14 protein-coding genes and 1 tRNA gene are annotated in these 13,518 nt (G+C 29.8%); 11 read left to right on the forward strand and 4 right to left on the reverse strand.

Annotation, left to right across the window (positions count from 1 at the left end; genetic code table 11):
- Positions 1 to 20: 20 nt before the first annotated feature.
- Both gltS and L8U37_RS03240 read right to left on the reverse strand, forming a co-directional pair.
- Complete coding sequence (gene gltS / locus L8U37_RS03235) at positions 21 to 1,211, reverse strand: sodium/glutamate symporter (RefSeq protein ID WP_133319408.1); 1,191 nt, start codon at positions 1,209 to 1,211, stop codon at positions 21 to 23.
- Complete coding sequence (locus tag L8U37_RS03240) at positions 1,208 to 2,080, reverse strand: formimidoylglutamase (protein WP_133319407.1); 873 nt, start codon at positions 2,078 to 2,080, stop codon at positions 1,208 to 1,210. The genes gltS and L8U37_RS03240 overlap by 4 nt, the downstream gene beginning before the upstream one ends.
- A 255-nt stretch (positions 2,081 to 2,335) precedes the next feature.
- On the opposite strand from L8U37_RS03240, the gene L8U37_RS03245 reads away from it, so the two are divergent.
- Complete coding sequence (locus tag L8U37_RS03245) at positions 2,336 to 3,853, forward strand: BCCT family transporter (RefSeq protein WP_263660528.1); 1,518 nt, start codon at positions 2,336 to 2,338, stop codon at positions 3,851 to 3,853.
- Positions 3,834 to 4,961, forward strand: coding sequence for a mandelate racemase/muconate lactonizing enzyme family protein (locus L8U37_RS03250; protein ID WP_263672853.1), 1,128 nt, complete (start codon positions 3,834 to 3,836; stop codon positions 4,959 to 4,961). The genes L8U37_RS03245 and L8U37_RS03250 overlap by 20 nt, the downstream gene beginning before the upstream one ends.
- A 21-nt stretch (positions 4,962 to 4,982) precedes the next feature.
- Here L8U37_RS03250 and yedF read toward each other — a convergent pair whose 3' ends face one another.
- The gene (yedF, locus tag L8U37_RS03255) at positions 4,983 to 5,210 is read right to left on the reverse strand and encodes a sulfurtransferase-like selenium metabolism protein YedF (RefSeq protein WP_133319404.1); all 228 of its coding nucleotides are present in this window, start codon (positions 5,208 to 5,210) and stop codon (positions 4,983 to 4,985) included.
- Positions 5,207 to 6,415: a selenium metabolism membrane protein YedE/FdhT gene (gene yedE / locus L8U37_RS03260; RefSeq protein ID WP_263728583.1), complete on the reverse strand. Its 1,209-nt coding sequence runs from the start codon at positions 6,413 to 6,415 to the stop codon at positions 5,207 to 5,209. Before yedE ends, yedF begins: the two co-directional genes overlap by 4 nt.
- 155 nt (positions 6,416 to 6,570) lie before the next feature.
- Between yedE and L8U37_RS03265 the strand changes: the two genes are divergently transcribed.
- From L8U37_RS03265 to ccoO, 9 genes are all read left to right on the forward strand, one after another.
- Positions 6,571 to 6,668: transfer RNA gene (locus L8U37_RS03265), tRNA-Sec, on the forward strand.
- Between the two features lie 26 nt (positions 6,669 to 6,694).
- Positions 6,695 to 7,945, forward strand: coding sequence for an adenylosuccinate synthase (locus L8U37_RS03270; RefSeq protein ID WP_133319402.1), 1,251 nt, complete (start codon positions 6,695 to 6,697; stop codon positions 7,943 to 7,945).
- Positions 7,942 to 8,361, forward strand: a complete 420-nt coding sequence (locus L8U37_RS03275; RefSeq protein ID WP_133319401.1) for a flagellar FliJ family protein — start codon at positions 7,942 to 7,944, stop codon at positions 8,359 to 8,361. The genes L8U37_RS03270 and L8U37_RS03275 overlap by 4 nt, the downstream gene beginning before the upstream one ends.
- Positions 8,358 to 8,876 (forward strand): MotE family protein, encoded by a 519-nt coding sequence (locus tag L8U37_RS03280; RefSeq protein ID WP_165955271.1) that lies wholly within the window; start codon positions 8,358 to 8,360, stop codon positions 8,874 to 8,876. Before L8U37_RS03275 ends, L8U37_RS03280 begins: the two co-directional genes overlap by 4 nt.
- Before the next feature lie 63 nt (positions 8,877 to 8,939).
- The gene (locus L8U37_RS03285) at positions 8,940 to 9,491 is read left to right on the forward strand and encodes a DUF507 family protein (protein ID WP_133319399.1); all 552 of its coding nucleotides are present in this window, start codon (positions 8,940 to 8,942) and stop codon (positions 9,489 to 9,491) included.
- Positions 9,488 to 10,606, forward strand: coding sequence for a glutamine-hydrolyzing carbamoyl-phosphate synthase small subunit (gene carA / locus L8U37_RS03290; RefSeq protein ID WP_263728584.1), 1,119 nt, complete (start codon positions 9,488 to 9,490; stop codon positions 10,604 to 10,606). Before L8U37_RS03285 ends, carA begins: the two co-directional genes overlap by 4 nt.
- Positions 10,603 to 11,265, forward strand: a complete 663-nt coding sequence (locus L8U37_RS03295) for a sulfite exporter TauE/SafE family protein (protein ID WP_263728585.1) — start codon at positions 10,603 to 10,605, stop codon at positions 11,263 to 11,265. Before carA ends, L8U37_RS03295 begins: the two co-directional genes overlap by 4 nt.
- Before the next feature lie 108 nt (positions 11,266 to 11,373).
- Positions 11,374 to 12,840: a cytochrome-c oxidase, cbb3-type subunit I gene (gene ccoN / locus L8U37_RS03300; protein WP_039617631.1), complete on the forward strand. Its 1,467-nt coding sequence runs from the start codon at positions 11,374 to 11,376 to the stop codon at positions 12,838 to 12,840.
- Between the two features lie 10 nt (positions 12,841 to 12,850).
- Positions 12,851 to 13,516: a cytochrome-c oxidase, cbb3-type subunit II gene (ccoO, locus tag L8U37_RS03305; protein ID WP_133319396.1), complete on the forward strand. Its 666-nt coding sequence runs from the start codon at positions 12,851 to 12,853 to the stop codon at positions 13,514 to 13,516.
- Positions 13,517 to 13,518 lie beyond the last annotated feature (2 nt).

The raw sequence follows: 13,518 nt of genomic DNA on the forward strand, positions 1-13,518 counted from the left end.
CTCGCAATATGCGAGAGTAACTATGAAAAAATATTAATCAAATAAGTATTTAAAGGTATTGCAACAATATCAATTAAAACAGCACCGCATAAAGGTACTATTAAAAAAGCTTGTCTTGAAGTTAAATTATATCTAGAACAAACTGCATTCATATTTGCTACTGCATTTGGTGTTGCACCTAGACCATGTCCCATAAGTCCGGCACACATAATCGCACTATCATAATTTTTTCCGCATAATCTAAAAACTATAAAAATTGTAAAGAATAGTAAAGCTAAAACTTGCACAATCAAAGTAATAAAAAGAGGTGTAGCAACAGCACTTAGTTCGTTTATTTTTAAATTTATCATAGCCATAGTTAAAAAAATACCAAGGCTTAATTCACTTATAGTATCTATTGTATATTGATTTAGCTTGAAAATATTAAAAGAATCATTAATATTTCTTACAACAATAGCAACAAGCATAGCACCAACATAACTAGGCAAAGAATAGCCGCTATATTGTGTAAATTTGGAACTTAAAAAAAATCCAATACACATAATACATAATATTAAAAATAAAGATTTTAAAAAATCTTTATAATTTGCATTGTGAATTTCATGCTTTAGAGGATCTATATCTTTAATATCTTGATTAGTTGTGATTTTTAATTTGTGTTTATTTATAAGATATTTTGCTACAGGACCTCCGAGCAAAGACCCTGAAATCAGTCCAAAGGTTGCCGCTGCCACTGCTAAAACTTTAGCGTTATTTAAGCCACTTAATTCTTCAACCATACCTCCAAAAGCTATAGCATTTCCATGTCCTCCTTCCAAAGAAACAGCACCACATAAAATTCCATATAGTTTATTTAAATCGAATAAACTCATCATGGAAATGCCGATAAAATTTTGCATTAAAGCCATAAACCAGCAACAACCTAGATAGATTAAAAGTACTTTTCCTCCTACTTTTAAGAGTTTAAAACTTCCACTTAATCCTATTACGGTAAAAAAAGCTACCATTAAAGGAGTTTGTAAACTTGTATCAAAATCAACTTTAATCTCAATAAAACTTAAAATCCAAATGATTATACTGATTAAAAATCCACCTATAACTGGTGCGGGAATGCAAAATTTTTCTAAGATTAAAAAACGTTTTTTCAAAAACATACCAAACAATAAAACCCCGATACTAATAGCCAATACACTTAAACTATCAAATTTCATATCATTCCTTTACTTAATAAAAAATATGCTAGATAAGCAGCGATTTTTGCAGTGTGATTGTCTATATCAAATTTAGGATTAAATTCACAAATATCTGCTAAAGCAACTTTTTTGCTTTCAAAAATAATTTTTATCGGAGTTAAAATTTCTTTTAAATTGATACCAAAAACAGCAGGGGCGCTTACAGCAGGAGCTACGCTTTGTGAAAATACATCCATATCAATACTTAAATAAACAACTTCATTTTGTTTTAAGAAGTTTTTAATGACTTCTATACATTTTTCAAATTCAGTATCTAAAACATAACTTGCTTTCATATTATCCATAGTTTGAAAAAGTGCTTTTGTGTTAGATAATTTACTTGCACCTAAGCAAAGATAAGAAAAATTATAATTATTTTCTTTTGCATATTCATAAGCTTTGTAAAAAGAATTTCCAGAAGTATGTAACTCCTGAATTCTTACATCAAAATGTGCATCAAAATTTATAACTCCTACACTTTTTTTGTAATCTAAAAGCGCTTTGATACAAGCTAAAGATGTTTCGTGTCCACCTCCTAAAATTACACCATAATGATTATTATGTAAAATTTCTAAGCACTTGTGATAAAGTAGTTCATCGCCTAATTCTAGGGTATCAAAATTTTCAATATCTCCTAAATCATCAAAATCAAAATCATCATGTATAGCAAAATTTGCCATATTCTTTCTTATAATTTTTGGTGCTAATTCACTTCCAATTCTACCATTATTTCTCTGCACACCCAATGATGAACAAAAGCCTAATAATTTATTATTTGAAGAGTGATTTAAACATTTAAATAATCGTTTATGGATAATTTCATCACCATCATTTCTCCCTTGCCACATGTATTCCTCCTTTTTTGTGTTTAATTTCAATGTAAGATATTTTTTTAAATATTTTTGTATTTTGAGAAATAACATTATTTATTTGTGTATTTTAGTAGCAATAATTTATTGATTAAATAATTTTTTATTATAGTAAAAAATATTTGAAAATACTAAGGTATAGCTTTTAATGCATTTATGATAAAAGTTTCTTTAAGTTTTATTTTAAAATAAGAAAATACTATATATTTACTACTTGAAACAAAAAGGAGATTTATGCAAAAAAATAATCAAAAAACTTATGATTTATTTTTGATAGTGACATCTATCTTGGCGGTTTTTATGGTGATTGTAATTTTACTTATAAATCCTAGTAAAGCTTTAGAAGTAGCAAATTTTCTTTTTAGTAAGCTTACACATATGTTTGGCTCATTTGTTCAACTTTTTGAGTTTATTTGTGTAGTTTTTATTTTCTACTTGGCTTTTTCTAAAATAGGTAATATTAAATTAGGCGATGGGATAAATCCTTATTCAAATACTGCTTGGATTTTTATGTTTATTTGTGCAGGACTTGGATCTGCTACTATGTATTGGGCATTTATGGAATGGGCATATTATTATTTAGCACCTGGATTAAATATTACTCCAAAATCTACAGAAGCTTTAAGAAGTGCAACTTCTTTTGTGTATTTGCATTGGGGTATTACGCCTTGGGCTGTATATGCTTTAAGTTCTATTGCAATGTGTTTTCATTTTTATATTTTTAAAAATAAAAATTTAAAAATTTCAAGTTTAATAGCAAATATCTTGCATATTAATCAAAATATAGTGCTTGATAAAATCATCGATGTTGTGTTTTTATTTAGTACTTTTGGTGGACTTGTGCTTACTACAACCCTTTCTATAATTACAATTAGTGCTGGACTTTCTGGAATTTTTGATATTAATGATGGTTTTTATTTAAAATTTATTCTTTTAGCTATTGTTACAGCTGTTTTTACCTTTTCTAGTTTTGTTGGATTATCAAGTGGTATGGCAAAACTTGCTAAAATATCTTGTATCTTGTGTTTTGTGTTTGCAATATTGGTATTTATTTTAGGAGATAGTGTATTTATATTAAATAATATAATAAATAGTATAGGGGTATTTTTTAGTAATTATGTTTCAATGAGCTTATATAATGATATTGCTGGTGTAAGTAGCTTTAATTCTGATTGGACAGTTTTTTATTGGCTTTATTGGATTACTTACACTCCTGCTGTTAGTATTTTTGTGACAAAAATTTCTAAAGGAAGGACCATTCGTCAAGTAATTTTTGGTCTTATTGTGGGTGGATGTATTGGGACTTGGTTTTTCTTTGGAGTTTTGAGTTCATATGCAATAGATATTTTTCAAAGTGGAATCTTAGATGTTCCAAATTTTATTAGTTCAAATGCTGGAGAAGCTGGAGTGGTAGCATTGATAAAAACACTACCATTTGGTACTATTTTTGCTCTTTTTTATTTCCTGCTTATGATGGTATTTTTGGCTTCTCATATGGATGCTACTGCATTTACTATTTCTTGTGTAAGCACAAAAATAGATAGTGAAAATCCTAGTAAATATTTAAAAGTTTTTTGGTGTATTATGCTTGGATTAATTCCTTTAGCAATGCTTTATATAAATGCAGATTTAAATACCTTAAAAGTTGCAGTTGTTTTGAGTGCTGCTCCTTTTTTGGTAATACTTGCTATTAGCTTTTATGGGCTTATTAAATGGATAAAAAGGATGGATAATGAAAATTACAAAGGTTGAACCTATATGGTTAAGGACAAAAACTTTTGATGAGTCTTGTGAGTGGGGTGAAGATGCCTTTATATTAAGAATTTATACAGATAATAATCTTTATGGAATAGGAGAAAGTGATAGTGCTGCGGCAGTTTTAAAGATAATGTTTGAGCAACCTAGTACTCATGGATCTTGCAGAAATTTAAGTGAAATTTTAATAGGACAAGATCCAAGAAATATTAAGAAGATTATGGATGATTTGATTGAGGGAAGTGCGTATTATGGACTTAGCGGAGCATTAATTTGTGCTTTAAGTGCAATAAATATTGCTTTATATGATTTACTTGGAAAAATTTATGGTGTAAGTGTAGCTACTATACTTGGTGGAAAAAGAAAAGACTTTTTAAATGCATACGCTACTTTTATTCCGAGTGAAAATATGGAAGAAAATATTTCTAGAGTAAAATACTTAAAAGAAGAAGGTTTTAAACTATTAAAATTTGGTGGTGCAGGCTTTGGTAATAATGCATTATCTGATAAAGAGATTATTAAGAATATTAGAGGTGCAGTGGGTGATGATATTAAACTTAGTATTGACTTAGTAGGGCTTTGGAAAAATTTTTCTTATGCAAGAGAAAGATTTTTGGAAATTGAAGAATATAACTTAGAGTGGATAGAAGAACCAGTTGGTGCAAATAATGTTTATGATTATGCAAGACTTAGCGAACACTTACCTTGTAAGATTACGGGTGGAGAGAGTTTTTACACGCTAAATGAGTTTGAAAATTTTATTAAAAAGTCAAAAGTTTCTATTGTGCAACCTGATATTACTAGATGTGGTGGTTTTGACACTATGTTAGAAATTGAAAAAATATCTTTAAAATATGGTTGTGATTTAGTCCCGCATGGTTTTTCTACAGGAATTTTACTTGCTGCTACGGTGCAGTTTCTAGCAAGTACTAAATATTGTAATTTGATAGAGTATTCTCAATCAACAAGTGTGCTTTTTACTCATTTGGTGAAAAATTTAATCCCTTGCAAAGATGGTATAGTTGAAGTCAATGATGCTGTGGGTATAGGAGTGATATTGGATGAAAATTTAATAGAAAAATATCGTATAAATATAAAGATTTGAGTAAATACTCAAATCTAATTTTTAAGGTTTTTGAATTAAAAATCTAAGCGTTGGTCCATCTTGATCTATCTCTAAAATTTCAAATCCGCGATTTTTCGCATCTTGAGGTATAGAATTAATACTTTGTGGGCAATCACATAAAATTTCTAAGACTTCACCTGATTTTAATTCTTTTAATGCATCAATGGTAGCTATAGCAGGATATGGGCATGCCTCACCTTCTAAATTTAAACTATAATGAATAATCATAATTTTCCTTTGTTGTGTTGGAAGAATAATCTTTTAAATTTTAAAACAAACAAAAATAAAATAGCAAACAAAGCTAAATTGATTAATAAGCCATTAAAATAACCAAAATCATTTAAAAGATGAATTTTTATACCATTTGTTAGTATTTTTGGGAAATGATTATAATTTAAAGCTAAGATCATAGTACCGATGATATTGGCAATACCCACTATAATAAAATGACTTTGTCCCTCGCAAGCTCTATACATCCAACCACACTCGCATCCTCCGGCAAAAACTATTCCAAATCCAAATAAAAAAGCACCTATAGCAAGGTTTGGTGATATTTCTATTACTTTACTAGTATGCCCTTGTAATATAAAAGCAAAAGCTATTAAACAAGCTATGATCATACCTATTAAAGCGCCTTTTATAGCATTGTCTCTACCAAATAAAAATAAATCTCTAAAGCAAGAAGTGAAGCAAATTTGAGCCCTAGAAATGATAAAACCAAAAACAAAACCAAATACTAACGCTAAAGGAAAAAAGCTTTCTTTGTTTTTAATATCAATATTTTGTTTTTGTAGTATAAATACAACATAAGTTATAAAAATTATAAATACACCAAGTCCTATGTAAAAATATATTTTTGAAATTTTATTTTGTGTTTTTAATTTTTGATTTTCTTTGCAAACGCGTTGTAACTTTGCTTTTGGCTTAAATAAGGCAAGATTACAAACCTTAACACCTAGATAAATTCCTAAAATCATAAATAAAGTAAAAACCCAAGTATGTAAAGAAAAATAAGGTAAACCTGTAAAGAAATTTGCTAAATTACAACCAAAAGCAAGTCTTGCACCAAAGCCTGATAAAATTCCTCCTATAATAGCTTGAAAAATTCGAATTTTGCTAGCAGGCAAACGCCATTTAAATTTATTTGCTAAAAATGCAGCTACTAAGCATCCTATAAACATACCTATGAGCATGATACCATCAATTCTTGTTAAGGGACTGCCACTTAAATTTTGCTTTTGGTAGTAAGTGTAGGAGCTTAAATCCATACCAAAAAATTCTAAAATTTCTCCACCCCAGCGTGTCATTTCACCTGTAACAGCCCAAACACTACCAAAAATTCCAAAATAAATAGCACTTAAAATTCCAAGTATAATCATGCCTTTGGAATTATCCCAAAAATTTATAAAAAAAGATTGTTTGAAAGAATGCATTGATATATCCAAAAATTGTAATTGTCAAAACTTGACACTGAAAAACAAACATTATAACTAAAAAATATAATATTTCAAAGTATTTTTACACGCTTATAATTTCATATGTTTAATTTTTGTTTCAATTAAAAATATTAAGATATAATATCATTTTTGGAAGGTTAGCTTATCTGGTGATGGCCACTGACTTCAAATCAGATGAAAGGGTAGTTGACTACTTTTTGGGGAGTTCGATTCTCTCACCTTCTCGCCAAATTTAAGTCAAAATGGAGTTTTTTTATGAGTAAAGCAGATATTGTCGTTGGTATCCAATGGGGTGATGAGGGTAAGGGTAAGATAGTTGATAAACTATGTGAAAATTATGATTATGTTTGCAGAAGTGCAGGTGGACATAATGCAGGTCACACTATATGGGTTGATGGTATAAGATATGCTTTACATTTAATGCCATCAGGTGTTTTAAATAAGCAATGTATTAATGTTATAGGTAATGGAGTTGTAGTTAATCCTGATGTATTAATTAGTGAAATGGCTCAATTTGAAAATTTAGAAGGAAGATTATTTATAAGCGATAGAGCTCATTTAAATTTAAATCATCATGCTTTGATTGATCAAGCAAGAGAAAGACTTAAAGGTGATAAAGCTATAGGAACAACAGGCAAAGGTATAGGGCCAAGCTATGAAGATAAAATAAGTCGTAATGGACATAGAGTAGGGGAATTGCTAGAGCCTGAAAAGCTTTGTGAAAATTTAATGAAAGATTTTGAACTTAAAAAAACTTATTTTGATGTTTTAGGTATTGCAATGCCTAGTTATGATGAAATTTTAAAAGATTTAAAACGCTTTAAAGAAGTGCTAGCGCCATATATTACAGATACTACAAGAATGCTTTGGAAAGCTTTAGATGAGGATAAAAAAGTATTGTTAGAAGGCGCGCAAGGTTCTATGCTTGATATTGATCATGGAACTTATCCTTATGTAACTAGTTCAACGACTATTTCAGCTGGAGCTTTAAGTGGTTTGGGATTAAATCCAAAAGAAATTGGAAAAGTTATAGGCATAGTAAAAGCTTACACAACAAGAGTGGGAAATGGAGCTTTTCCAAGTGAGGATTTAGGCGAAGATGGTGAAAAAATAGGACTTATTGGTAAAGAAATTGGAGTAAGCACAGGTAGAAAAAGAAGATGTGGTTGGTTTGATGCGGTTGCGGTAAGATATACTGCAAGATTAAATGGCTTAGATACTTTATCATTAATGAAACTTGATGTATTAGATGGTTTTGAAAGTGTTAAAATTTGTAAAGCATATGAATATAAAGGACAAGAAATAGACTATGTACCTTGTGATTTAGAAAACGCTAAACCTATTTATGAAGTAATGGAAGGTTGGGATAAAGTTGCAGGGATTAGAGATTATGATTTGCTACCTGAAAATGCTAAAAAATACATTAAGCGTTTGGAAGAATTAAGTGGCGTTAGAGTAGGTTATATCTCCACAAGTCCTGAAAGAGAAGATACTATCATTTTATGAAAAGCAAATATTCTTCTGTGATTAAGCTTAGAAAACAACAGCTTGATAAAGCAGAGGCAAATTTGACTAGAACAAGACAAAAGCTTTTGTTGTGTGAAGAAGAATTTAAAGAAGCTTTAAAAACATGCGAAAGCTTGACTTTGGCTGATAAAGGTTCAGTAGCTTTGTTAAGATCGTCTTTAAAAATGCAAGAGATTGCAAGAGAGGGTAAGCAAAGAATTAAACAAAAATTAGACCTAACTAAAAAAGAACTTGCACATCATCAACATTTATACAAAAAGGCTCATTTGGAATTTGAAAAAATTAAGGTTTTAGAAAATGAAGAATTAAAAAAAATCCAAAAAGCTTTACAAAAAGAAGAAGAAAAATTTATAGATGAACTTGCTATAACAAGACATTTTAATAAGGATAAATGATGAAAAAAATAATATTTTTATTGATTTTCTTAAATTTTGTAAATGCACAGCAAAATTGCGAGCAGTATTTTGAAGCAAGAAAAGAGCAAATGCAAGAGCAAATTAGAGAATATGATGAAGCAAGACAAAGTTTAGAGGCTTATAGAGCTTCTTTTGAAGCTTTGCAAAAAGAAAAAATGCAAGCTTTGGAGCAAAAAGAAGCTGATGTTAATGCAAGTTTAGAGCAAATAAAAAGTTTAAAAGAGCAAAATGAGCGTATATTAGAAGCGACTAAACAAAATCTTCAAGTTATTAATGATAAAACTATGGGGCGTATTACAGAAATTTATGCTAAAATGAAAGATGTGGCCGTGGCAGGTATATTAAGCGAAATGGAACCGGATGAGGCTTCAAAAATTCTACTTTCGCTAGATCCTAGAAAAATTTCATCCATTATGGCCAAGATGGATCCAAAAAAAGCTTCCGATTTAACACTACTTTTGAAAAATTTAGATCAAAATGCAAGTTCGCAGTAAGTTTTAAGCAGTTTTTACCTTTTTTTTAGTATTATTTCAAAATAAAAATAAAAAGGTGAATAAATGCGTATCAAACCAGCTCATATACCTTATATAGCAAATAAAATAATACTTGATTTAATGCATTCTTCTTTTGTTAAAATTAAAGATGATAGTCAAAAACTTTTAAAAACAGCAAAAGAAATTATAGAAATAGATGTTTTAAATGAGCGTAAACTTGATGAAAAAGCAAAAGAAATTTTAGAAAGCCAAGAAGATGAAATTGAGTTTATGCAAATAGATAGAAAAAGTATGTTTTGGATGATTAAGAAAAAACTAGCAAATGAGTTTAAATTTATGCTTGATAGTGAAGATAGATACAATAATCTTTCTCATAAAATTTTAGAAAATTTAGTGGAAGAAGATTTAATAAATTATAATGTATCAGAAAATCGCGTGAAAAATCTCATTTTTTCAAGTATTATGTCTTATTTAAAAGAGTATGAAAATTTAGAAGATTTAGTCTATGAAAAAATTTCAAATTATAAAAGAAAACTTATTCCAGGTTCTGAAGAATATGAATTGGTATTTGAAAAGCTATATCAAGAAGAGCTTAGAAAAAAAGGACTTTTATGAAAGCATATATTTATATAGAGAATGATGTTTTTTTAAGCGCAAAGGCTTTTGGACAAAGTGGAACTTTTTTTGGAGAGCTTGTTTTTAATACTTCTTTAACAGGCTATCAAGAAATTATTTCTGATCCATCATATGCAGGTCAGTTTGTAGTATTTTCAATGCCAGAAATTGGTATAGTTGGTATTAATGATGAAGATAATGAAAGTAAAAATGTATTTGCTAGCGGAATGATTATAAGAGAATTAAATGAAGATTATTCTAATTTTAGAGCCAATGATTCTTTAAGTGCTTATTTGAAAAAGCATGAAAAAATAGGGCTTTGTGAAATTGATACTAGATTTTTAGTTAAAATGATCAGAGATCAAGGAAATTTGAGAGCGGTAATATCTACTGAAATTAAGGACAAAGAAGAGCTTAAAAAAATGCTTCTTTCTAGTGCTAAAATTGATGAGGTAAATTATGTAGCACAGGTTAGCACTAAAAGCTCTTATAAACATAGTAAAGGTGCTTGGGATCATAGCAACAAAGCTTATGAGAATGTAAAAGCAAATGGTAAAAAAGTAGCTGTGATTGATTATGGTGTAAAAGAAAATATTTTAAATGAGCTTGTAAGTGTTGGACTTGAGGTGGAAGTTTTTCCTTATAATACCAAGGCAAAAGATTTGATTGATTTATATCAAAAAGGTAAAATTCATGGGGTATTTTTATCCAATGGACCAGGTGAGCCAAAAATTTTAAAAGATGAAATCGCAGAGATTAAAAAACTAGCAGAAGCTAAAATTCCTATGCTTGGTATTTGTTTGGGACATCAACTTTTAAGTAATGCTTTTGGTTATGAAACTTATAAAATGAAATTCGGCCAACATGGAGCAAATCATCCTGTTATTAACCTTACTAATAACACAGTAGAAATTACAGCACAAAATCATAATTATAATATTCCTGAAGAAATAGCAGAGGTTGCAACTATTACTCATAGAAATTTGTTTGGTAATAATGTAGAGGGTGTGAGATATAAAAATTATCCTATTATATCGGTGCAACATCACCCAGAAAGTTCTTCAGGGCCACATGAGAGCAAGTATATTTTTAAAGAATTTTTAGAGCTTTTGTGAGTTTAGATTTTATTGCTTTAGCAAGTATAGCTTTTCTTTCTAGTTTTGGGCATTGTTATGGAATGTGTGGAGGTTTTGTTTTAGCTTATACTCAGCTTTCAAAGCAAATTAAACTCCCTTTTTTTCTTTTAATTTTCTCATATCATCTATCTCGAATTTTTGCTTATGTTTGCTTGGGTATATTTTTTGGAGTTTTTGGAAGCTTGCTTTCATTTAGTGAATTTTCAAAAGGCATAATGTTTTTTATAATTGGAATTTTTATGATAGCATTAGCACTTGCTTTGATTTTTAAAGGAAAATTTCTAAGTTTTTTTGAAAATTCTTTATTTTTTGAATGCGTAATTAAAAAAAACATCTCTAAATTGATTCAACAAAAATCTTTCAAGAGTACTCTTTTTTTAGGATTTTTAAATGGCTTTGTGCCTTGTGGTTTAGTGTATTTTTATATAGCCTTTGGAATGAGTGTGCAAAGTGTGTATTTATCGGCTTTAATTATGCTTGTTTTTGGTTTTTCAACTTTACCAGCATTGATATTTCTTGCGTATTTTTCTAAAACATTAAATGAAAAATTTCAAAAAATAGCTAGTTTAATTTCCTATATTTTAATTTTTTGTTATGGTGTGTATTTTTCTTATATAGGCTTTGTTTTTACGCGATAATTTATTAATAAATAATAAATAATTAGACATAGTTTAAGCTAAAAAAGATATTAAGTATCGTATAATATAAAGATCGCATAATTGCAGAAAAAAACTTAAGGAGAGGAAATGCACCCAGGAAATGCATTAAACTATGACTATACGGTTGCTAAATATTTTATGTTTGCTACCTTATTGTTTGGTGTTATTGGTATGGCTATTGGAACGCTTATTGCCTTTCAGATGGCTTATCCGGATTTAAATTATTTAGCCGGTGAGTATGGTACTTTTTCAAGACTTAGACCATTGCACACTTCAGGTGTAATTTTTGGTTTTATGCTCTCAGGAATTTGGGCTACTTGGTATTATATTGGTCAGCGTGTGCTAAAAGTTAGTATGGCAGAATCAAGCTTTTTAATGTTCATTGGTAAATTGCATTTTTGGCTTTACATGATCACTATGATTATAGCTGTTATTACTTTGTTTGCAGGTGTTAGCACTTCAAAGGAATACGCAGAGCTTGAATGGCCACTTGATATATTGGTAGTTTTAGTTTGGGTTTTATGGGGTGTAAGTATTTTTGGGCTTATTGGAATTCGCCGTGAAAAAACTTTATATGTTTCACTTTGGTATTATATAGCTACTTTCCTAGGTATAGCAATGCTTTATTTATTTAACAATATGGCTGTGCCTACTTATTTTGTGAGTGGAATGGGTGATTGGTGGCATAGTGTTTCTATGTATGCAGGGACAAACGATGCATTAGTTCAATGGTGGTATGGACACAATGCAGTTGCATTTGTATTCACTGTTGGTATCATCGCTCAAATTTATTATTTTCTACCAAAAGAAAGTGGACAACCAATTTTCTCATACAAATTATCTTTATTTGCATTTTGGGGCTTAATGTTTGTTTATTTATGGGCAGGTGGACACCACTTGATTTATTCTACAGTGCCTGATTGGATGCAAACTATGGGTTCAGTTTTTTCAATCGTTCTTATTTTACCTTCTTGGGGTTCAGCAATTAATATCTTACTTACTATGAAAGGTGAGTGGAGTCAATTAAGAGAAAGCCCATTAATCAAATTTATGATTTTAGCTTCAACTTTCTATATGTTCTCAACTTTGGAAGGTCCTATTCTTTCTATTAAATCAGTTAATGCATTAGCACACTTTACAGATTGGATTCCAGGACATGTTCATGATGGTACTTTAGGTTGGGTTGGCTTTATGACTATGGCTGCGCTTTATCACATGGTGCCTAGAATGTTTAAAAGAGAATTATATAGTAAATCGCTAATGGAAGCTCAATTTTGGATCCAAACTACAGGTATAGTATTGTACTTTAGTTCTATGTGGATAGCAGGTATTACTCAAGGTATGATGTGGAGAGCTACAGATGAGTATGGTAACTTACTTTATACTTTCATTGATACTGTTGAAGCTATTATTCCTTATTATTGGATTAGAGCTGTAGGTGGCTTGTTGTACTTAGTAGGATTTTTCATGTTTGTTTATAATATTTATAAATCAATTTCAGTGGGTAGAGTGCTTGATAAAGAGCCAAAAAGTGCTTCACCTATGGCAGCATAAGGAGAAAAATATGTTTAGTTGGTTAGAAAAAAATCCATTCTTTTTTGCTGTGGCAGTATTTATAGTGATCGCATATGCAGGTATTGTGGAAGTTTTACCTGATTTTGCTCAAAATGCAAGACCAATTGAAGGTAAAAAGCCTTATACGGTTTTACAACTTGCAGGACGCCATGCTTATATTAAAGAAAGTTGCAATGCATGTCATTCACAACTTATTCGTCCTTTTAAATCAGAAACAGATCGTTATGGTATGTATTCAGTTAGCGGTGAATATGCTTATGATAGACCATTTTTATGGGGTTCAAAAAGAACTGGACCTGATTTATTGCGTATAGGTAATTTTAGAACTACAGATTGGCATGAAAATCACATGTGGGATCCAGTTTCAGTTGTTCCTGGTTCTATTATGCCAGCTTACAAACATATGTTTAGCAATAATGCAAATATAGAAACAGCTTATGCAGAAGCACTAACTGTAAAAAAAGTTTTCAATGTTCCTTATGATGTTGAAAATGGTACAAAACTTGGTACTTGGGAAGAAGCTCAAGCAGAAGTTAAAGCAGAAGCCCAAGTTATAGTAGATCAAATGAAAAATCAAGATGTTAAAGATGCGTTTGCTAGAGGTGAAATTAGAGAAATTGTCGCTTTGATTGCGTATCTTAATAGTTTGAAATAGGA

The sequence above is a fragment of the Campylobacter sp. RKI_CA19_01122 genome (assembly GCF_025771325.1).
GTDB classification, from domain to species: Bacteria; Campylobacterota; Campylobacteria; order Campylobacterales; family Campylobacteraceae; genus Campylobacter_D; species Campylobacter_D lari_D.